This is a genomic window from Algivirga pacifica, from assembly GCF_039543525.1.
GTDB lineage: Bacteria > Bacteroidota > Bacteroidia > Cytophagales > Flammeovirgaceae > Algivirga > Algivirga pacifica.
Genome location: NZ_BAABJX010000012.1, coordinates 1 through 21252 on the forward strand (window position 1 = coordinate 1; position 21252 = coordinate 21252).

Annotated in this window: 18 protein-coding genes; 7 read left to right on the forward strand and 11 right to left on the reverse strand. The window is 39.3% G+C overall.

Translation table 11 applies throughout. The features are described 5' to 3' along the window. On the forward strand, positions 1 to 496 hold a 496-nt coding region (locus tag ABD985_RS03165), incomplete at its 5' end, for a hypothetical protein (protein WP_345369130.1). Between the two features lie 901 nt (positions 497 to 1397). On the opposite strand, the gene ABD985_RS03170 is transcribed toward ABD985_RS03165, so the two are convergent. The 3 genes from ABD985_RS03170 to metH form a co-directional block, all read right to left on the reverse strand. Continuing rightward, positions 1398 to 2978, reverse strand: a complete 1581-nt coding sequence (locus ABD985_RS03170; protein ID WP_345369132.1) for a patatin-like phospholipase family protein — start codon at positions 2976 to 2978, stop codon at positions 1398 to 1400. A gap of 160 nt (positions 2979 to 3138) precedes the next feature. Then, entirely contained in the window at positions 3139 to 3471 is a 333-nt protein-coding gene (locus ABD985_RS03175; RefSeq protein ID WP_345369134.1) for a hypothetical protein, read from the reverse strand. 183 nt (positions 3472 to 3654) lie between these two features. Then, positions 3655 to 7461 (reverse strand): methionine synthase, encoded by a 3807-nt coding sequence (gene metH / locus ABD985_RS03180; RefSeq protein WP_345369135.1) that lies wholly within the window; start codon positions 7459 to 7461, stop codon positions 3655 to 3657. 339 nt (positions 7462 to 7800) lie between these two features. On the opposite strand from metH, the gene ABD985_RS03185 reads away from it, so the two are divergent. Then, positions 7801 to 8487 (forward strand): hypothetical protein, encoded by a 687-nt coding sequence (locus ABD985_RS03185; protein WP_345369137.1) that lies wholly within the window; start codon positions 7801 to 7803, stop codon positions 8485 to 8487. A 28-nt stretch (positions 8488 to 8515) separates the two neighbouring features. Here ABD985_RS03185 and ABD985_RS03190 read toward each other — a convergent pair whose 3' ends face one another. Then, complete coding sequence (locus tag ABD985_RS03190) at positions 8516 to 9229, reverse strand: GIN domain-containing protein (protein ID WP_345369139.1); 714 nt, start codon at positions 9227 to 9229, stop codon at positions 8516 to 8518. 298 nt (positions 9230 to 9527) lie between these two features. On the opposite strand from ABD985_RS03190, the gene ABD985_RS03195 reads away from it, so the two are divergent. Both ABD985_RS03195 and ABD985_RS03200 read left to right on the forward strand, forming a co-directional pair. Further along, on the forward strand, positions 9528 to 10274 hold the full coding sequence (locus ABD985_RS03195; protein WP_345369141.1) for a sporulation protein: 747 nt from the start codon (positions 9528 to 9530) through the stop codon (positions 10272 to 10274). Between the two features lie 273 nt (positions 10275 to 10547). Then, a complete protein-coding gene (locus ABD985_RS03200; RefSeq protein WP_345369143.1) occupies positions 10548 to 11129 on the forward strand; it encodes a DUF3109 family protein in 582 nt (193 codons plus the stop codon). 15 nt (positions 11130 to 11144) lie between these two features. Here ABD985_RS03200 and ABD985_RS03205 read toward each other — a convergent pair whose 3' ends face one another. Continuing rightward, positions 11145 to 11636, reverse strand: coding sequence for a hypothetical protein (locus tag ABD985_RS03205; RefSeq protein ID WP_345369145.1), 492 nt, complete (start codon positions 11634 to 11636; stop codon positions 11145 to 11147). Between the two features lie 222 nt (positions 11637 to 11858). Here ABD985_RS03205 and ABD985_RS03210 point away from each other — a divergent pair, with 222 nt between their 5' ends. The 3 genes from ABD985_RS03210 to ABD985_RS03220 all read left to right on the forward strand — a co-directional run bounded on the left by ABD985_RS03210 (position 11859) and on the right by ABD985_RS03220 (position 13985). Beyond that, on the forward strand, positions 11859 to 12428 hold the full coding sequence (locus ABD985_RS03210; RefSeq protein WP_345369146.1) for a YceI family protein: 570 nt from the start codon (positions 11859 to 11861) through the stop codon (positions 12426 to 12428). A 211-nt stretch (positions 12429 to 12639) separates the two neighbouring features. Then, positions 12640 to 13512: a DUF5777 family beta-barrel protein gene (locus tag ABD985_RS03215; RefSeq protein WP_345369147.1), complete on the forward strand. Its 873-nt coding sequence runs from the start codon at positions 12640 to 12642 to the stop codon at positions 13510 to 13512. A gap of 74 nt (positions 13513 to 13586) precedes the next feature. Beyond that, positions 13587 to 13985, forward strand: a complete 399-nt coding sequence (locus tag ABD985_RS03220; protein WP_345369148.1) for a hypothetical protein — start codon at positions 13587 to 13589, stop codon at positions 13983 to 13985. A 241-nt stretch (positions 13986 to 14226) separates the two neighbouring features. Here the strand turns inward: ABD985_RS03220 and ABD985_RS03225 are convergent, their stop codons facing one another. The 6 genes from ABD985_RS03225 to ABD985_RS03250 all read right to left on the reverse strand — a co-directional run bounded on the left by ABD985_RS03225 (position 14227) and on the right by ABD985_RS03250 (position 21072). Next, positions 14227 to 14877: a hypothetical protein gene (locus tag ABD985_RS03225; RefSeq protein WP_345369149.1), complete on the reverse strand. Its 651-nt coding sequence runs from the start codon at positions 14875 to 14877 to the stop codon at positions 14227 to 14229. Positions 14878 to 15043: 166 nt separating this feature from the next. Then, complete coding sequence (locus ABD985_RS03230) at positions 15044 to 15673, reverse strand: YiiX/YebB-like N1pC/P60 family cysteine hydrolase (RefSeq protein WP_345369150.1); 630 nt, start codon at positions 15671 to 15673, stop codon at positions 15044 to 15046. A 61-nt stretch (positions 15674 to 15734) separates the two neighbouring features. After that, positions 15735 to 17831, reverse strand: a complete 2097-nt coding sequence (locus tag ABD985_RS03235) for a 7TM diverse intracellular signaling domain-containing protein (protein ID WP_345369151.1) — start codon at positions 17829 to 17831, stop codon at positions 15735 to 15737. 125 nt (positions 17832 to 17956) lie between these two features. Continuing rightward, on the reverse strand, positions 17957 to 19057 hold the full coding sequence (locus ABD985_RS03240; RefSeq protein ID WP_345369152.1) for an AMP-binding protein: 1101 nt from the start codon (positions 19055 to 19057) through the stop codon (positions 17957 to 17959). Between the two features lie 392 nt (positions 19058 to 19449). Then, entirely contained in the window at positions 19450 to 20310 is an 861-nt protein-coding gene (locus ABD985_RS03245) for a shikimate dehydrogenase family protein (protein WP_345369153.1), read from the reverse strand. 87 nt (positions 20311 to 20397) lie between these two features. Continuing rightward, entirely contained in the window at positions 20398 to 21072 is a 675-nt protein-coding gene (locus ABD985_RS03250; protein ID WP_345369154.1) for an NAD(P)H-binding protein, read from the reverse strand. Positions 21073 to 21252 lie beyond the last annotated feature (180 nt).

The following is a 21252-nucleotide window of genomic DNA, read 5'->3' on the forward strand; positions in this document are numbered from 1 at the left end:
AGGTATGCCTTTTTTCGAAAATCAAATTTTTGAAAAAACTCTAGGAATACGGGGTCTGAAACAGTTTGGAGCTACTGTTCCAACTTTTTTTATAATATGGGCTAATATCAACACTTTAGATATTCTACTGATAAAGTATGGAGTTTTCAACCTTCATTTCGGAGAGTATTTATTAATTTATGCTGGCATTATTTTCTTGTATATCCACTTTGGAATTTCTATTCGTAAAAATTTCGTAAAGAAGTACAAAGGAAAGAAAAGTAATATTGGAGGTTTTTTAGTTATACTTTATTTGGCCAGTTCCATAGCTCTCTTTTTATACCTAGGCAATCAAAATAGAGTAGAAATTGCTAAAGAAAAGGTACTCAAAACATTTGAGAATATACCCGATCATTTTAAATATATAAAAATTGATACAGTGGATGAGAAAGGGAGAAGACAAATTATCTACAAAAGAGTCCCTATAAATTCCCTCACTGAAGATAGTGTTCAATAACTTTAGTTAACAAGATGTACATTTATACGTACTGTAAGACAGCCCCTGTTCGCAGACAGTATATCCGAATAGAGAATTTCAATAGAAGAGGCTATCTTATAAATATGTAAGACAGTCCCTGCTGGTCGTAGATTTAGTGGAATAAAAGCAAACGAAGTGACACTTTTATGAAACGGTTCTACGACCGGAGCATCACTGCTAGGAACGGTAGTAGAACCGTTCGTGCCTCGCTAATTCTACGACCAGCGTTAGCTCTCTAAGAATTCAGTGGAGCAACCACTTCAAGGTACGAGCAGAAGAAAATGTTCTTGGAATAAATACGCACCATATGATCAGAAAACTTAGCTTTTGGTCCACTAGTAATTTTATTATGAGGTATATTTTTTTAAGTATTTTTATAAGTACCTTTCTTCAAGGTTGCACGTCTGATATAAAAAAAAGAGAAGAGCCTTTATTTAAAACTGGAATAGTAAAAAAGATATCTCATATTAATGGAGGGTGTTATCTTATAAGATATGATTCTTTGGGAGTGAAATGTTCATTACCTGTATGTTATGCCACAGAATCATATTACTTTGAAAAGAACATTAATATTGGTGATTCTATTGTGAAAAGACCTTATGAGAATTACATAGAGATCTATCGTGAAGGTCGTAAAGTGAAGAACTTATCATTTACATACCCTTTGTAGAAAGTATTTCACAGTTATAATATATCTATTTCTTCCATTTTGTGGATGATTCTGTCCCCCTATATCAATACTACACTTCCTTTTCACCACCCCCTCAGTATCTATTCATAGTATTCATAGATATAAGCCACTTTAAACTTTCCTTTTTCATTATGCGACAACTTACGAGCGATAACGCCGTGTAGTAGTATGTACAAACGTAATTTAACCTCAAGAGATAACAGCATCCTCCTCCAACACAGCATCCCCCGATATAAATCGCTTGAAGGTGTCCTGCAGGACATAGATCACATGAGAAGCGTAATGTGCCATTAGGTTAGACTGCTCCACATCCAGGTCGATCACCTTGGCTCCATTAGTAAAAAAGGTACTGAAATCTGGAAAGTTATGATCCTTTCTTTGTTCCAAGATATACCTTTTCAAGACAGGGTCCTGAATCGTATTCAACCAGGCGTTAGAGAATCCATTGTGTACCCACATAATCTCCACCTCAAAACCTCCCTCTATAGCATATAACTTATTGGCTACCGTCTTATACTTTCGAACCGACACAGCAGGCCTTCCTTCTGCATGTAGCTTTCTTAATTCCTCCGCCAGCCTATCATAGCTTTCTTCTGGTTTAGTATCCCCCACTTCTTTTAAGACAATATTTCCCGAAAAATCCCTGGCACTCAAATGGTTCTCTTTCTTAAATAACAGGCGAATCATATTAGAAACCCCATCATTTTTACTATCGATAGGATTTAACCCCGTACTTCCATTTACAAAAACAATGATACGTTCTACCTTCCTGCGCAACAGTGCAATAACCCCCGTATTATCTAAATACCCTCCATCTACAAAGTCATACTCCTTGGCTCTTTCCGGATTTTTAGGACTCCAATGCTTAAACTCCGGAAACCCTGGATTGAGCGGAAAAAAGCGATCCGTATACTCCCCCAATGCAGAACCCGTGGCAGCCATCACATCCCCCAAACCAAACCGATTAATATCCTTATTCAACCGAACCTGTACATGCCCGTCTTCTGATGCGTCTTGAGGAGCATCAGAATCAAACCCAAAGGACTCCACATATCCACCACCAATATCAAATTTACCCCAAGAACCTTTATTTTTGTGATAAGAAGGAATACCGCAATACAAAGGAGTAATCTCAAATGGATAACGCCTTACCTTCAAAGGGTTTGACCTGGAAAGTACCGAATTGACAATAAGGTAAGGACGATCCTTGGCTACGGTATAAAAATCATAGGACATTAAGCCGCTATTTTTGGACTGAATCGTCTCAAGAGAAGCTTGATTCAGCGTAAATAGCTTGCGGGTTTCTCCCAGTAAAAAGGGTGTGAGGTAAACGTTGCTTAAAACCTTCGCAAAGATCTCATCTCCCTTGTCCAGATTTTTCAGAAAGTCGTCCAATATGCGCGTCTCCGCCACCGCTGACGTAAATGAGAAGTCCTTTACATCCTGAATATCCTTGAAAGATAATTTTTCAGGAGCTTTGAACTCTCCCAAAAACTGCTCATCCTCAATAGACGGATCCAAAAAGGTATAGGGAATACCTGCCCATGCCCCTCCACTCACACTCGATTGATACTTTACATATTTGATCAGATCAAAGTGATGTAATGCTCTCAAGTAACCTATTGTCAAGGGAGCGGAACGGTTCCCCCCTCCTGAAAAGGCGATTCCTACATTCTTTTTTTCGATAGGAATATGTTCCTCCTCCGGAAACTTAAAGTTCTTGGTATAGGTCCACTTCTTGATGTGAACGTGCAGGCGATTGTTGTTCATAATTAATTGGAGTTTTTAGGTTGATGTTATCAATTTTCTTTTGGAATTCTTTCCCATCATAGGAATAACAGCTTTGAGCGTGAATTAAAAAAATAGGTACCATCCTTGTCCTTGCAAAGAATGATACCTCTTTTATCTTAACTATTAGATACTTTGATGATTACCCATCATAGTTTTCATTGTCCGTCAAATAATCCACGTCAGAATATTTGTCCTCATATTCATCTCTCACATCATCCCTCAGAGAGCCATACTCATCATAATCCTCATCATTGGAGATGATATCTTCCGCCTCCTCGGTGGTCATACGTACTAAATAAATTTTATCATCCGTTTCAAAACGCAATGCACTTTGTCTCTTGCCGTCCTTATCCGTGTATTGGATCAAAAACTGACTAAATCCTTCCGGGTAAACCAATTTGATTTGCTCCTGTAACTCATCGCTTAACTTGCTGTAGTCTTTCGTCACCCTAAGCTTGTTATTACTTGTCATTGGCTGCTTCTTTTACTACTTAAAAATCAAAAATTCATCAGAGGCATTTCCTCTTCTTGATGCGGTCAATATAGGAAGGAATTTCTAAAATAAAAGTACTTGAAGGAGAGATATTTTTAATGTTTATGGTTTATCGCTTATCGTTTAATAGTTATAAACGATAAGCGATAAATAATACACTTTTTAGTAGCCCAACACAGGACTCAACCAACGTGACATCACCTTCTCTTCCATCGACTTACGGTTGGCGTAATCTTGTAACTGGTCTTTATTGATCTTACCGATACCAAAGTACTTCGCCTGTGGATGAGAGAAGTACCATCCACTGACAGAAGACGCTGGGTACATGGCATAGCTTTCTGTCAAGCTGATGCCTATCTCACCTTGTGCATTCAGCAACTTAAAGAGCTTTTCTTTTTCCAGGTGATCTGGACAAGCCGGATAGCCTGGTGCCGGACGAATACCTTTATATTCTTCACGGATCAGGGAGTCATTGCTTAGGCTTTCATCCTTTACATATCCCCAATACTGTTTTCTGACATGCTGGTGCATTAGCTCTGCAAAGGCTTCTGCAAAACGATCGGCCAGTGCCTTCACCATGATGGCATTATAATCGTCCAGATTCTCTTCATACTGCTTCGCTAGTTCATCCGCACCGAATATAGTTACTGCAAACCCTCCGATATAGTCATTTACACCACTCTCCTTCGGAGCGATATAATCCGACAGACAGAAGTTAGGCTTCCCTTTCGCTTTTACATTTTGCTGTCTCAGATTACACAACACTTCGATAACCTCCTCACGGTTGGCCTTATGGAAAGACTCCTTGTGTGTCGCATTATCCGGTAGCGTTACTTCTTCCTGATGGAAGTTATACAACTCGATATCATCGTGATTTACTGAATTGGCCGGATAGAATCCAATCACCGCTTTTGCTGTGAATCTATTGTTCTGGATAATATCTTGCAGCATCTGCTGTGCATCATCAAAAAGCCTTCTTGCTTCAGAACCCACGACACTATCATTCAGAATTGCCGGATAGCGTCCTGCCAGTTCCCAAGACTGGAAGAAAGGCGTCCAGTCAATGAAGTGTGCGATTTCTTCCAGACTGTAGTTCTCAAATACTTTTGTTCCAAAGAAGGTTGGCTTGGTAGGCGTATGCGCTGACCAATCTAGCTCCAACTTATTCGCTCTGGCCTGATCCAAGGTCAACAGACGCTTAGCACTTCTTCTACGCTCATGATCTTCTCTTAGGCGAGCATACTCCTCTTTGTATTTCTGCTTGGTGGCTAGTCTTGTTTCTTCATTATCTGAGGTGAACGCACTAGCTACCGGTACGGATTTGGAAGCATCCAATACGTGTACGACAGGACCACTATATACCGGATCAATCTTCACCGCCGTATGGATACGGGACGTCGTTGCTCCTCCAATCAATAAAGGAATACTCAATCCCTTACGCTCCATTTCCTCAGCAACATAGACCATCTCGTCCAGGGAAGGCGTAATCAAACCACTTAGTCCGATCACATCCACTTCTTCCTCAATGGCTGTACTGATGATTTTTTCCAGAGGAACCATTACTCCAAGATCAATAATCTCGAAGTTATTACAAGCCAATACTACCCCTACGATATTTTTACCAATATCATGTACATCACCTTTTACGGTTGCCATCAGGATTTTCCCGGCATTGGATTTCCCTGCCAGGCTAGGGTCTTTAGCTTTTTCTTCTTCAATAAATGGAATCAGGTAGGCTACAGCCTTTTTCATTACACGGGCAGACTTCACAACTTGCGGCAAGAACATTTTCCCTTCTCCAAACAAGTCTCCTACGATGTTCATACCGTCCATCAAAGGTCCTTCAATTACATGAATCGGACGATCTGCCTGCTGTCTCGCCTCCTCTACATCCTCATCAATAAAGTCTACGATACCTTTTACCAAGGCATGAGAAAGACGTTCCTGTACGCTTCCCTCTCTCCATGACAAGTCTACTTCTTTTTTCTTACCTGAGCCTTTTACTGTTTCTGCCAGATCTACCAATCGCTCTGTTGCATCATCTCTACGATTCAGCAAAACATCCTCTACTCTTTCCAGCAATTCTGCCGGAATCTCCTCATACACTTCAATCATACCGGCATTCACGATACCCATATCCAATCCAGCCTTAATCGCATGGTATAGGAACGCTGAGTGCATGGCTTCCCTTACCACGTTATTTCCACGGAAAGAGAAGGAAATATTACTAATACCACCACTCACTTTCGCATGTGGCAAGTTTTCTTTAATCCAACGAGTAGCTTCAATAAAGTCTACTCCATAGTTATTATGCTCATCGATACCCGTAGCTACCGTCAGGACGTTCGGGTCAAAGATAATATCTTCCGCAGGGAAGCCTACTTCATTCACCAGAACATCATAAGAGCGCTTACAAATCGCAATCCTTCTTTCATAAGAGTCTGCCTGACCGTTTTCATCAAATGCCATAACGACTACAGCAGCCCCGTACTTCATAATCTTTCGGGCTTGCTCTTTCAGGTTTTCCTCTCCCTCCTTTAAGGATATAGAGTTCACTACCGCCTTACCCTGTACACATTTCAACCCCGCTTCAATCACTTCCCACTTGGAAGAGTCAATCATTATTGGCAAACGGGCAATATCTGGCTCTGCAGCAATCAGATTCAGGAAGCGAACCATACACTCCTTGGCATCCAACATACCGTCATCCATATTGACGTCAATCACCTGCGCACCTCCTTCTACCTGATGGCGAGCCACTTCCAATGCCTCATCGAAATTACCTTCTTTGATCAGACGCTTGAACTTAATAGAACCCGCTACGTTAGTTCTTTCTCCCACGTTAACAAACATACTATCAGGCTTGATCGTCACAGGTTCCAAACCACTCAAACGCATATAAGGCGCCTTTTTCTCGATAGCTCTTGGTGTTCTCCCCTCAAACTTGGCGGCAATTTCTCTAATATGCTCCGGAGTCGTACCACAACATCCTCCTATGATATTCACCAAACCATCGAATGACTCTACAATATCTGCCATTTGGTTGGCGGTTTGGTCATATTGTCCAAACTCATTCGGCAATCCTGCATTAGGGTGTGCAGACACACAAACATCCGCTACTCTTGACAATTCCTGAATATAAGGGCGCAACAAATCCGCACCCAAGGCACAGTTCAAGCCTACACTGAACAGATCGGCATGGCGAATAGAGTTCCAGAATGCCTCCGTCACCTGTCCGGACAATGTTCTACCAGATGCATCGGTAATCGTACCAGATACCATCACAGGTACTTTCTTGGCTGTGGTGTTCAAATGAGGAAACTCCTTCTCTCTTCCCAAAGGTGCACGGTTGACCATGATGCCATTGGTCAGATCCTCAAAATATTGCTCAATGGCGAATAGAGCCGCCTTACAATTCAACGTATCAAATACCGTTTCTACCAACAATAGGTCTACGCCTCCCTCTACCAATCCTTGTACTTGCAAATAGTAGGCTTGCACCAATTGTTCAAAGGTTACTGCTCTGTAACCAGGGTCATTGACATCTGGAGAAATAGAGGCCGTACGGTTGGTTGGCCCGATCGATCCCGCCACGTATTTTGGGTTTTGAGGATCTTTTAGCGTTAGTTCATCCGCTACCTCTTTCGCAATTTTTGCAGAAGCATAATTCAGCTCATAGACCTCACTCTCCAGTTGATAGTCCTCCATGGCAATGGTCGTCGCACTGAAGGTATTGGTTTCCACAATATCGGCCCCTGCCTCAAAATACTGGCGATGAATATCTTTAATGATCTGAGGTTGCGTAATGGAAAGAAGGTCATTATTTCCCTTCAGGTCACAAGGGTGTGTCTGGTAACGATCTCCTCTAAAGTCCTCTTCTGTTAATTTGTGACGCTGAATCATGGTACCCATCGCACCATCCAAGATCAACACTTTTTTACTGGCCTGTTCTCTGATATCTGGTTTCATCTAATCCAATTTCTTTTTGGTCGTATAAAGCGAATTTGCCTATCTGAAAAACTCTCCTATGCTAGTATGTGGAGAAGCATTTACACTTGAAAGCACAAAGCTATAAAGGGGACAAATGTAATAATAAAAGCACGTATAAGGAACCTCAACAACTAGAGTTTTTTACTATAAAAACCCCTTATCATCATATTTTTTTACCACCCCTTTCCTTAAGAAGCGTTTACATTCCTTAAAAGTCCATAACACTACTTACATACCTTTATGTGTAAATTCATAATACGAATAAAAGACTAGTGCTATTGTCGTTTGTACCGTTGACAACCCAAATACTCCTAACTGATGAAACCTTTTAAAAGCCTAATTCTGGCAGGAAGTCTCTTGCTTAGCTCACCACTAATAGCATTCTCGACTACTCCCATTATTGATGCACATACAACTTACCTCTCCTTTCATATAGCCAATGGAGATGAGGAACGCCCATTAACTGAAAAAGAAAAAGAAACCTATAATATTATACGCAATTTTTTGGTGGAAGCTGATCCCCTGGACTACAACCTGCCTTACCATAGTATTGCTGAGGCTAAGCAAAATGGTTTAGAAATTCCTAAAGAGATTGACAACTTGTCCAAGCAAATTGCTCGTCAGTATACTGTTTTAGAAAAGATGGATCACTGGTTATTGCTAAGGGAACTGCGCACAGGAAAGGAAATTGCCTACCTGGGATTTGATTTGTTTGAATTCAATTTACTAGAACTGGATCTTGTACAATTCAAGAACCAACAAGCGGGAGAGGAATTTTTCTTAAAACATAACCTTAGTATTAGACCTTGGGATTTTGGGTGGTTAGGACTCTACAGAGGAAATGAGGTGATTGGAAGACTAAAAAGAAAAGAGTTTTATACAATAGAAGTAGTGGACGATAATACTTTCCTTCTTATTAGTGATAAGTTCACCCATCGTATATCGTTGGAGAAAAATGATACGTTGATCAGGAAAAAGCGAAATAGAAAAAAACGAAAAAGATAAGGGTACCCCTAATGGGCACCCTTATCTTTTAATCCAAGGCCATCACTTTTCCTGATCCAGAAATCTCAGCCTCCACCTTTGGTGTTCCTAAATAGTATACATTTCCAGAGCCTGAAATATCCACTACCATATTCGATTCTATCTGTGTGTAAACATCTCCTGAACCCGAGATGTCTATGGTTGCCTGCTGTCCAAGTAGTGTCTCGGCATGTATATTTCCTGAGCCTTCAATCTCATAGTCTACCTCTTTTGCACTACCTGATAGGACTACCTCTCCTGAGCCATCGATAGCCACCATCAGCTTTTCGGTATTGATATCCCCCTCAAAGTTTCCTGAGCCTTCAATTTCTAAATCAAAACTCTTCTCTGATTGAAATGTGGTCAGCAATTCTATGTTTCCACTCCCATCGATCTCCACCTTACTTAGGTCTTTCACGGAAATATAGATTTCCAAAGGCTCCCGTTTTGCTACGGACTGCTTAAAATCAATCTCCCACTCTCCATCTTCCACATTTGTTCTTAATAAATCAATGATGTTTTCTTGCCCGTGAACTTCAATTGATTGTTCATTCTCTACCTGCGTCAAATAAACATTCGCAGAGGTCTCCAGGTCAATGGCTGTAATTGGAGCATCTACCACAATTTCCTTCATAATAGCCTCTCCTTCCCCCTGAATTCCTATGATACTCTCACATCCCATCAATAGTGTGCTAATTCCGATAATGCCTAATAGTTTCTTCATGGTTTCTTTTTCGTTTAAGTAATTACTTATGTACATCACAACAGATGGTGATCATTCACATCCTAGATGTATAAGTACCCCACGACCCTTATCCACTTAACTTTATTTAACATTTATCCTCTGTTATAGGGGAACCATTTTAGAAAAGTTCATGCCCTGATTACTTTTATAATCTCCTATTCAATTGTTTTTGTTTTTTTATTCTAAAACCCTTCAAAATCCGTAACTTTTTGTCATCGCCTTCGTTTTTCGAGGTTGATAAAGTTTATTTATAGCCAATACGATTAACCAATTAAATATGTCATTTCTAAAGAAAACATTGGCCGGTATAGGGATCGGCAACATGAAAATTGATACTATTCTGGATTTCCAAGAGGTAGAGGCAGGAGAAGAAATCACTGGCCGTATTGAAATCACTGGTGGAAATGCTTCTCAAGAACTGAGAGGAATCAACATCTTACTGATGAGTCAGTTTCATACGGAAGATGGAGAAGAGCATGTAATCACTCTTGAAAATTACCGTATTGTTGATGGAACTATTGTTGAGCCTAAAGAAGAGCTTACGGTTGATTTCAGCATTCCCATTCCCAACGACACCCCTGTTTCCTTTGGCAATTCGACCACTTGGTTACGAACAGAAGCAGACGTAGCACAGGCAGTAGATCCTGAGGATAACGATGAAATCATTATTGCTCCACATGCACTACAAGCTACAGTGATGGAAGGTATTGAGAGTTTGGGATTTTCCTTGAGACAAGCCGAATTTGAATATGCTCCTCCAAGTCTTGGAGGACGTTTGGACTTTGCTCAGGAACTAGAGTTTGCTCCAAATTCCAATAGTATTTTTGCCCGTAAGATGGATGAGCTGGAAGTGGTCTTTATTATGGATGCCCACAGTATAAAGGTTTATTTCGAGATCGATAAAAAAGGCAACTGGCTGGAAGAGCGTATGGGACTAGACGAAACAAAAATGATGTTAGACTTACCATATGGTCAATCATTCACAGCCCATGACGTCAGTGAGTTTCTTCTGAACCAACTCTAGTTTTTGTTCATGATGTTTAATTGCACTTCGTGCGTTCATAATGTTTAGTTGAGTTGATTTGTTGATTGATTCAATCAACTCATCACAAAGTGATGAAGTGTTACAATTCTTGGATTCAAGACGCCATGTGATGGGTTCAACTAAACATTATGAACGAGCGAAGCTCAACTAAACATCATGAACAATTATTAATTATTTAGAAGAATTCCTGATCAATCCTGACTATATTTGCGTTTTGTAGAAAAAGAAGATATTGAAGGATAATACCAAGTTATGATCATTGTAGATAATGCCATCCTAAGTGATGACCTAGCAGAACAGTTTTTTGTTTGTAACTACGAGAAGTGCAAGGGTGCTTGTTGTGTAGAAGGAGATTTGGGTGCTCCACTGGAGGAAGAAGAACTTCCGATCATGGAAGAAATCTATGAAAAGGTAAAGCCTTATATGAGTGAAGAGGGAATTGCTGAAGTTGAAAAGCAAGGCTATTACATCAAGGACTTTGAAGGTGATTTTTCTACACCAACCATTAATAATAAGGAGTGTGCCTATGCCCTATATGATGAGAAAGGCAACTTACAATGTGCGATAGAAAAGGCTTACAAGGACGGTAAGATTGATTACCAAAAACCAATCTCTTGTCACTTGTATCCTATACGTATTAGCAAGTACGACCAATATGACGCACTCAACTACGACCGTTGGGAGATCTGTAGTGATGCTTGTGTATTGGGAGAATCTTTACAGGTTCCTGTCTACCAGTTTTCTAAAGGCCCTCTGATTCGTAAGTACGGTCAGGAATGGTACGATAAGTTGGAGAAAGAAATTGAGATGAGAAAAAAAGAAGGATTGCTTTAAGCAATCCTTCTTTTTTTATACAACGGTAGATACCAACGCTATTGCAGTAGACATCGCAATCAAAAAGCCGAAAATGGCTAATCGTCTTAAGCTGCTTAACTGTTTCTCCTGCTCATTAATTGTCTCTTCCTGCTCTTGCAATTGCTTTTGTAACTTTTCAATCAGTGAGTTCGTTTTTTCCAAAGCACTCTCCTGCTTAGCCACTATTTTACCCTGCTGCTTGCGCTCCAATGTCAGCATTTGTTCCAACTCCTCCTTGGTGATATGCTCTTTCTGGGTAAAATTCTTTACTTTTTCTTCATACTCCTCGCTCAGTTGCTGTAGCTTTCCCTTAAGCGCATTAGAATCCTTAACCGATTCTTCCAACTTCAGGTATTGTTCCTTAATTGCTTTTTCTTTTTCTGAAAACTCTTCCTGAAATTGCTGCCAGGCTTGACCGTAATTATCTTTCAGGTCACGTAATGTATCTCCTAAGTTCTTATCCTTTAGTGAATCCCATAAACCCATAATTGTAGCGCTATTTTATTGAGATAATTAATTGCTTAATCAATATACACAATTAACAAAAATTGTTCATGTTGTTTAATTGAGCTTCGCTCGTTCATGATGTTTAGTTGAGAGTATTTATAGATTCATCCCTTAAACATCATGAACGAGCGAAACTCAATTAAACATTATGAACGAAAATTAATTATATAGGTTAGCATTCACTAAAATCAGAACCAAACAATGAACTACAGAATACTATTTACGCTACTATGCTTTATAGCCACTTTGCAAACAGGATATTCCCAGAAGATCTATCAATTCAAAAAAGGGAGTGTTTCTTTCTTTTCTGAAGCACCTCTGGAAAATATCGAAGCCCAAAATTCCAAAGTCAATGCTTTACTTAATATGAAAACTGGAGAAGTTTTTTTTAAGATTGAAATAAGGGGATTTAAGTTCAAGAAGGCATTAATGGAAGAGCATTTTAATGAAAACTATATGGAAAGTGAGCAATACCCCTTTGCTACTTTCAAGGGAAAGATCCTACAATTTTCAGAAGCACGACTCAACGAAAAAGACACTACCAACTTTTCGGCTAAAGGGATCATCAACCTGCATGGAGTCGAAAAGGAATATACTGTTGACGTTAGCTTACAACAAAAAAAGGAAGAGCTCTTCACTGCTCAAAGTACTTTCCAGATACGTTTGGAGGAACATTCCATCAGCATCCCAAAGCTTGTCTTTCAAAATATTGCCGAAGTAGTAGACGTACAACTTCAGGGGACTTTTATACCATTTGATGGAAAACTATAGCAGTGAGCAGTGAGCAGTGAGCAGTGAGCAGTGAGCAGTGAGCAGTGAGCAGTGAGCAGTGAGCAGTGAGCAGTGAGCAGTGAGCAGTGAGCAGTGAGCAGTGAGCAGTGAGCAGTGAGCAGTGAGCAAACTATTTAAACAACCAATGGTAAGCAATAACTATTGTATGTTATTCGTAAACAAAAAAGCCATTTCAATGACGAAATTATTTATGAAGACTTTTTTCTCTATACTACTTTGTGTCCTATTGCTTCCAGCATTGCATGCTCAAGACCTGGAAGCCTTGATGAATCAAACCACGGAAACCTCGAAACAGTATACCACCGCCACCTTTAAGACCACAAGGGTTATTAACCTTCACTCCGTAGAAAACACCCATGCCGGAACTTTGGACTTTAGGATTTCCCATCGCTTTGGGACGATCAATAGTGGCTGGAGAGACCTTTGGGGACTAGACAATTCCATGGTTCGCTTCAATTTTGAATACGGTCTAAACGATGCCCTGATGATCGGTGTTGCCCGCAGTACCTATCAAAAAACCTATGAAGGGTACTTGAAATACAAACTACTGAAACAGTCTACTGGAAAAGTCAATATCCCTATCACGCTATCTGCTTATACAAATATAGCCATCAATACCTTGGAGTTTCCAGAAGACCGTGAACCTGGCTTCCAGAACAGACTTGCCTTTACCAATATGATCATCATAGGACGAAAGTTCAACGATAAATTAAGCCTACAAATCAACCCTATACACGTTCATAAAAACCTGGTAGAAAAAAAGGAAGAAGCCAATGACCTCTTCGCTTTGGGAACTGCCGGAAGATACAAGATCAGTAACCGGGTGGCACTAACGGGGGAGTACATCTATCTATTTAGAAATGAACAAACTCCTACCGTACTAGGCATCACTCCGATTAACAATGCTTCTGTAGGTGTAGATATAGAAACAGGCGGACACGTATTCCAACTACATCTCACCAACTCTCGTGCGATGGTTGACAAAGCCTTTATTAGTGAGACTTTGGGAGAGTGGGCTGCTGGGGATATCTACTTTGGGTTTAATATACTGAGGGCGTTTTAATTTTTAATGATTAATTTTTAATTTAAAATTAATCCCAACAAGTCTTACTATATTTTTACACTAATCAGAAATTGATGAAACGATTATCTCATGCACTACTCCTACTCTTATTCTGTATTATTGGATGTGATTTCTTTGAAGAAGAAATTGTGGATGTTTATTCTACTGGCAATTTAATTAACCAATGGGAGTTGATTAAATACGAGCAAGGCTTTGCTGAATCCCTTCAATGGGAAAAAGGGGATAATACTGCTACATGGACCTTTGCCTCAAATGGAATACTAACCGTAGAAATTAATCCCTTGATGTCATTCTTCCCCTTACAATCAGAGGGAACTTATACTTTTGAAGTACAAGACGATAGTCTTTTTATAGGCGAAAAGGGTTATTATCATATCATTCAAAATGATACCCTCATCATTTATGACAAAGTTGAAGTGGATGGCCCTAAAGCAACTTTTGTGAAAGAGTAAAATACTTAATTTAGCCTTGGTTGCTGCGTCTTCGCAACAACCAAGGCATATCTTAAGTGGACTCACTCAAGAAAATCCTAAGAGCTTGTTTGGAATACGTCTTCAGATAGAAAATTCCTCTAATCACTGTTCAAATCGACTCAAATTTTCAACAAATAGAACCACTATTCTTCTCAAATTTGAATCAATTTGAACAGATTATAGAAATTTTCTCTATCTAAATCAGTATTCCAAACAAGCTCTAATGCTTCCAATCAAAATAAAGCTCTTGTAAAGACTCTTGCCCTTCTTTCCTTTGCAAACAGATCCATCCTTGTAAAGCACCTCCTGCAGGCACTTCTTTCCCCCATAATTCTTCCTCCATAAAGGTTTTCAGTTTTTGATTGCTTTTATAGGCTACCGTAAAATTCAAGGCAGTAATCCCCCCGAACAATAATGCTCTGCTTGGGGTCGTACCGACATAAACTCTGTCTCCAACATTTACACCTCTCACAGGAGGAAATTCACTAGATGCAACTATAATGGCGGGCAACATATACGCCAGATAGCGAAATGGATGCTGTCTAAGCTTTTTCTCTATTTGACCTGAGTCAACTATCGTACATTGGCTACCTGCTTCAAAAAGCTGCAATCGATCTCTGGTTAACACAATGGGCTTTCCAGAATTATTTTTCACTTCTACAGGAACAAAATACCAGTCTCGTCGAGCAGTTTTTCGTCTATACCGTTTGGTTTTCGTAAGGTATTGTTCTTCTGAGGCATAATTAAAAACTACTTCTCCCTGATTGAGCTGTTTATCTAGTAAAACATCATCTTTCTGAATTACTTTGTAAGGTGTAGCACAAGCGGTAAACACCAATAACAGTAAGTAATAGTGTAGGTTATTTTTCATTTTAAAATAAAATAGTAAAGGGTATTATGTTATCTTTTTGTCTGAAACAAGGATACCACACTATTTTATTTTTTCACCAAAAATAGAATCGTTTTTAACTGAATGAGAGTGATTTTTAACAAGTAAAAATAGTCCTTAACAATAGATTATTAAATTTTAAGAAATCCTATACATTTAGATTTTCCTCATTTACCTGTAAACTGTAAAGCGGTGCTTTGCTTTTATCAGAATCCCAAACCACTATTTTATTTTGAGCATTCCAAAGGCCTGTTGGGGAAACATATTCACTACCGATCCCTATGACATCTTCCGTGCTAACTCCCAATCTATTTTCGGGATCTAGTTTATAAATATGTTCAGAGCAGCTCAGAGCATCTGATTTCATATCAAACATATTATCATAAGGCTGTGTAGAGAAATCTCTATCTCTATTGATCATTTCCTGAAGGTAGTCTCCCGTCCATTGTGGACATCTACAAATCACAACTCTGTCTGACTCTTTACATATATCAAAGAAGTAAGACTTCGTAAAATCTTTGTGCGTCATTTCAGAAACTTCCCAATCTCCCTTCTCCCCTTTTGATCGACAAAAAGCAGCGTGACTAAATTCACCTGGGATTAACAATGTTGTTAGCTTTTTCTTATCTATCGTCAAAATAAAATCCCCTGGTTTTAATAACTCATACCCTTCTAAGTATTTCCATCCCTTAAAAGAAGTATAGTAAGTTGAAAAGCGTATAAAGGGGATAATATTTTTCAAGGCAAAATGATAAGCTTTTCGCCTCATTATCCACATGACAAGAGTAGTTTTGGTTTTTTGTAGCAGCATTAATTCAAAAAATTAAAGTTTAATTGAGTTATAACTTAAAGCCTATTACTAAAATATCATCCGTTTGTTTCTCATTCCCGTGACTCATCCAGCTTTTCAAATTATCACCCAAAATTCTCTTTTGCTCTTTCATAGTATCCTTATGCATCAATGTTAAGAAGCGACGGAAATTCTTAGCCATGAATTTTTTGTTGTTTTTTCCTCCAAACTGATCTGGGTAACCATCTGTATACAAGTAGAAAGTAATTTGTTCATCACCTAATGGGATAGTATGTAATGTATAGGCCACTCGTTTCTTATATATGTCACCTCCTATTGGCGTTTTATCTCCCTTGATAAGCTCTGCTTGTCCTTCTCTCAATAAGAAAATGGGATTTTTGGCACCCGCATATTGTAACTCTCTTTTTTTATAATCAATACAAACAATAGCGATTTCCATTCCATCTTGATTCCCTGAAGTAGATTGTCTTAAGGAATTATAAACATGCTCATGCAACTCTTCAAGAATCAACTCTGGTGAAGTAATATTATCTTTCAGAATAATTTCTGTTAGCGATTGAATACCAATAAAGCTCATAAAAGCTCCCGGAACTCCATGTCCAGTACAATCTGAAGCCACAATAATTAACTTATCATCAACCTCTTCCACAAAATAAAAATCACCTGAAACAATATTTCTAGGTTGGTAAAAGACAAAGAACCCTTCTTCTCCAAAGTGTTTCTTCAATAGCTGTTGTGAAGGGAGCAATGCTTTTTGAATTTGTTTCGCATAATGTATACTGGAAGTCATTTCATCGTTCACTTTCTTTAATTGCTCACCTTGTTGAATTAACTCTTCGTTTTGATCAGCAATTCGTACGTTCTGCGAATTTAACTCTTCTACAGCCTCCTGTAAGGAAACTGTACGTTCCATGACTGTTTTCTCAAGGTTTTGGTTAATCTCGTCCAATTCGTTATTTAATTCTTCATTTTGTATGAAAGCAATCGAGAAGTTTCTAGCTAAAACAAAAGCTTGAGAAAAAATAAAAATAAAGAACCCTACAGAGAATAAATTAACTGACTGGATCAGATTTTCATTCAGCAATAAATCATTAACAGAGGTGACTACCAATGTTAAAGCCCCCAGTAAAAACACCAATGCTGCCTTCTGACGATTTAATGCTGCATAAAGCAATGTCCCTATACAATAGGCACAGATAATAGGCAACAAAAAAGTAATTCCCATCATCACGTGAGAAACTGCATAAGTAGAAGCAAAAAGTGTGAATACAATCAATCCCCCTACGACTACATTGACTCCTACCTGAAAGTACTTCCATGTGAATTCTTTATAAAGAACACGGATAAACAATGGTACAGTGATCAATGGAACTTCAAAAGCCAAATACTGGAGTTTTAGTAACCAATCCCAAGGTAACCCAGAGATAAAAGAAGGAAGTAAATATTCTCCTATTGTCAGTACCCGTACACAAAGTGCAAAAGCAGTAATACTAAATACTAGATTCGCTAATACTTTTCGTCGATAGTAAAACAGTATCAAATGATACAACCCAACTATAAAAATACTCCCTAGTAAAAAAATATCCCTCCAGGTCGCTAATTCTCTTTCTCTCTGAATAGCCGCTTCTGTTCCTAATTGAATTGTCTGCCAAAGCCCCCCTTTCCTATGATGATAATTTGAAACATGCACCAATAACGATAAGGTATCGGAAGTAACCGGAAATGTCACTGTCTGCGCCCTATACTCAGGAACAGCTTCCTCTGCATTTTTACTCACTCTTCCATTAGATGCTACTTCATCACCATTAACATAAAATCGATAAGCCGTACCTGCTGTCCTAAGTTTTAAAGCTAATTGTTCTCTTCTGTCAGCAGGCAAAAGAACATTCAAGTGATATGTAGCCACACCAAAAGAAGGAAGTGGTTTTTGATGATGATCAGTTAAACCATTCCAAGGACTAGGAATGGCTACCAATTGTCTTTGCAATTCTTTTTTGGAAAGATCTTCCTCGTAGAGTAACTGTCCCCAATAAAACTCCCAGTCACCATCAAGATTGACAGGTTCATCTCCCTCTGTATTACGTAAATCTAAAATAGCAGCGTTTGAGGTGTTCTGTGCAGTCAAGTCTATAGAAAAAAATAAAGACAAAATGAAGACTACACAAGAAACAATTGGTTTATAGCAATACATGCTGAAAAAATCAAGTAGTTAAAAATTACTATGGCAATATAGTATACTTTTTGAAAAGGTTAACAAAGCCCTTTACGATATTGCTCTTTCAATTCATGCCGATTTATCTTTTGAGTAGGCGTCCGAGGAAAGTCTTTTACAACACGGATTTCCTTAGGTTGTTCATACTTCCCTAAGCCGGCCTGTATTTGCTCTTTCAACACGGTTAATTGGACCTTACTAAGGTCCTCTCCTTCGATAAATAAAACGATTTTTTCCCCATATTTTTCATCGGGAACCCCAATCACACAAGAAGGCCTTTCTTCCCCTAGTTCTTGCATTTTTTGAGCGATCACTTGCTCTACTTTCTCGGCTTGTACTTTCACTCCTCCAGTGTTAATCACATTATCTGCCCTGCCTAGCCACTCAAAGGAACTTTCTCCATGGAGCTGTACTAAATCATTGGTTTGTAGTAGCGGTTCAGAAGAGGTGGGGGTTTTGATCCATAGGCAACCTCTTTGGTCTATACCGATTTCCACCCCTGGTAAAGTGTTGAAAAGCGTTTCCTCGGTCGTATTGAGTTTTTTCAGGGCAATATGTGACACCGTTTCCGTCATCCCATACGTCGCATATACCTTGTTTTGCTGACAATGCTGTTGGATCAATAAGGATAGGCTATACGAAACCGGAGCCCCTCCTATAATAATATTCCGGCTATCACAAAGATACGAACGAGAATCCTCACCTTTTAAGATTTCCTCTACCTGCAAAGGTACCAAAGCAATAAAGTCAAAAGACTGAGGTATCGGCATGTCAGCAAATGGATTGGAAGAAGGAGGCTGTACTGTAATTTCCATCCCTACTTCCATCGCCCTTACCAGCATCATGATCCCTGCGATATACGCCGTATTCAGATTACATAAAGCGGTCATTCCTTCCTGGAGTCCTAAAAAATGAGCGGTCATTTGAGCACTTTTTTGCATTTGTACTCGCTGTAACTGTATCGGCTTGGGAGTTCCTGTAGAGCCTGAGGTATGAATGGTAAAGGTTGGCTGATCATTGAGCCATTGGTGACAAAATTGTAATGTCTGTTTTCCATATTTGGAGAGAGATTCAATTTCAAATTCACCTTTTTTTACCTGCTCAAAGGAATAGCTTCTTTGGTCTAAAAAAATCCTCATCGTTGTTAATGTAGCTTACGCTGTTGGTTGAAGTGTTGAATTTCACCTTCGGTGACCATTATATAGTGTGTGAACCGAGCTGAATTGTTTAATGATATTGCATTACAAATATCAGAAATTCACCGATTGAATACTGCAGATTTAGAAAATAAATTAAGGTGATTGTCGTCCTTATCCCTTTCAAGACATTGAGCGAGGACGCTCAATTTATGTTAAGGTCGTAGGGAGGACGCTACGACCAGTTTCTAGGACACTACGAGCAGAGTGCAAACCCGCTGCAGGTCGTATCATTACATGACGTGGTCGACTCTACGACCAGTTTCTACCTTTATACTGAGCAGGATACACTAATTCGTATCTCTACACCTAAGGGCGACCACATGGGATCGCCCCTACAGGTTCCAATGTTTGATAATATCTTCTTCGCTTACCTCTCCCCCATTTGCCTTTTGTTCCTGCTGCAAAAACAATTGGTATTGCTTAATCAATTGTCCTTTATACATCGCATTTCCCGGTATGAAAAACTTCCCTTCTGCCTCACAATAAGCTTGCAGGTAATTTGTCTTTCCATCTTTCTCTGGCATATTATGGCAAAACACCATTTTACTTCCTTGCAATAGTTCTTTCAACCCTTCCGCTTTCAAAAAGTCGGGATCAGAAGATACCGGAGTAGCATCCACCACCAAATCATAAGGCCCTTCAAAATGAGGAATATGGTCTATTCCTAACGCTTTTCTTTTGGCTGCTACTTTTTCAGGATTTCTTCCCACAATAGTCACTTCAATACCCATATCGCTCAATACGTGAAAAGCTGCTCCTGAAACTCCTCCATTACCATAAATCACGGCGGTCTTGATTGGAATATCTGCCTCTTGAATTCCCTGCTCTAAAGCTATTTTCAATCCATAACTGTCGGTATTATAGCCGACTAATCGCCCCTCTTTATTAATCACTGTATTAACGGTTTTCGTTTTAGATGCTAAAGGCTCTACCTCATCCAAATAAGGGATGATGGATGACTTCAGTCCTGCCTTAGCGGTTACGGCAGCTCCCCTAACCATCGGTCCTCTAAGAATTCCGGCATACACCTCAGGTGTAACATCCTGATAAAGAGTGAAATAAACGACATTTACTCCTAGTTCGCTCAACGCTTTATTGTGCTTTTCAATAGAAGATTGACTTCCTGAGGTGGAGTAAATAAATTTGGTTTCCAGGTTAAGCTGGACGCTGGTGTTAGTTTCTTTAGTTGGCATAATTATTTTCTGGTAATTAGAAGTTCTTGATTGACATTTCCTTAGGGATTAATGTCCTAGCTTAGATGTCCTTGTAGGGCATCTGAACTACTGCTTGGGACCTTCAGCAAGGTCAAACAAGTCATTTAAAGTGGACACATATACTTTATCAGTGGTATACATCTTTAATATATTAACCATAGCCTTTGCGACAACTTTACCATGAATTGGTCTTCTCTTCTCAATTGCGGGGATAAAGGACAGTGCGTTAAACACTTTTGCTCCTATTTCTTCTCCCAACCTGTTCTCATCACGGTTTCCCATCAACACAGAAGGCTGCAGGATATATACTTTCTCAAACGGCAATTGCTTGACAGCATCTTCTAGCTCCCCTCTCATTTTCAGATAAAAGAAGCTTGAACTACTGTCAGCTCCTGAAGAAGAAACCAGTACGTAATGATCAACACCTTGACGAGCCGCCAATCTAGCAAAGTTGTACTGATAAGTATAATCAACTTTATATTGCGCTTCTTTACTTCCCGCTTTATTTCGGGTTGTTCCAAAAGCAGAGAATAGTACATCTCCCTCAACCGATTCCTTCACCATTTCCATATGGTCAAAATCCATTATGACCTCCTCAATTTTAGGATGCTGTAGGTTTGTACTTCTCCTCGTAAATATCTTTATTTTAGTATACGCTGGATTAGCTATTAACTCTTTGACTAAAAACCCTCCCACCAAACCGGTGGCTCCAAGCACCAATGCTGTTTTTCCGTATTCCATATAGTTTTTGAAGTATTAATATCGTTACTGATTGCAAGTAAGAACATGTTTGTACCACCACATAGCTTATGGGTATGGGCAGTAACTTAATTAATTTGACCGAACTCTATAAACAATAAACATGAATCATCCCATATTAACAAATGGCTTAGCTTTCTGAGAATTCATCCCTTTACAACT

Coding starts and splice junctions, on each gene's coding strand:
- ABD985_RS03170 (WP_345369132.1), bottom strand. CDS start 2,978: ATGAACAACAATCGCCTGCACGTTCACATCAAGAAGTGGACCTATACC.
- ABD985_RS03175 (WP_345369134.1), bottom strand. CDS start 3,471: ATGACAAGTAATAACAAGCTTAGGGTGACGAAAGACTACAGCAAGTTA.
- metH (WP_345369135.1), bottom strand. CDS start 7,461: ATGAAACCAGATATCAGAGAACAGGCCAGTAAAAAAGTGTTGATCTTG.
- ABD985_RS03185 (WP_345369137.1), top strand. CDS start 7,801: ATGAAACCTTTTAAAAGCCTAATTCTGGCAGGAAGTCTCTTGCTTAGC.
- ABD985_RS03190 (WP_345369139.1), bottom strand. CDS start 9,229: ATGAAGAAACTATTAGGCATTATCGGAATTAGCACACTATTGATGGGA.
- ABD985_RS03195 (WP_345369141.1), top strand. CDS start 9,528: ATGTCATTTCTAAAGAAAACATTGGCCGGTATAGGGATCGGCAACATG.
- ABD985_RS03200 (WP_345369143.1), top strand. CDS start 10,548: ATGATCATTGTAGATAATGCCATCCTAAGTGATGACCTAGCAGAACAG.
- ABD985_RS03205 (WP_345369145.1), bottom strand. CDS start 11,636: ATGGGTTTATGGGATTCACTAAAGGATAAGAACTTAGGAGATACATTA.
- ABD985_RS03210 (WP_345369146.1), top strand. CDS start 11,859: ATGAACTACAGAATACTATTTACGCTACTATGCTTTATAGCCACTTTG.
- ABD985_RS03215 (WP_345369147.1), top strand. CDS start 12,640: ATGAAGACTTTTTTCTCTATACTACTTTGTGTCCTATTGCTTCCAGCA.
- ABD985_RS03220 (WP_345369148.1), top strand. CDS start 13,587: ATGAAACGATTATCTCATGCACTACTCCTACTCTTATTCTGTATTATT.
- ABD985_RS03225 (WP_345369149.1), bottom strand. CDS start 14,877: ATGAAAAATAACCTACACTATTACTTACTGTTATTGGTGTTTACCGCT.
- ABD985_RS03230 (WP_345369150.1), bottom strand. CDS start 15,673: ATGTGGATAATGAGGCGAAAAGCTTATCATTTTGCCTTGAAAAATATT.
- ABD985_RS03240 (WP_345369152.1), bottom strand. CDS start 19,057: ATGAGGATTTTTTTAGACCAAAGAAGCTATTCCTTTGAGCAGGTAAAA.
- ABD985_RS03245 (WP_345369153.1), bottom strand. CDS start 20,310: ATGCCAACTAAAGAAACTAACACCAGCGTCCAGCTTAACCTGGAAACC.
- ABD985_RS03250 (WP_345369154.1), bottom strand. CDS start 21,072: ATGGAATACGGAAAAACAGCATTGGTGCTTGGAGCCACCGGTTTGGTG.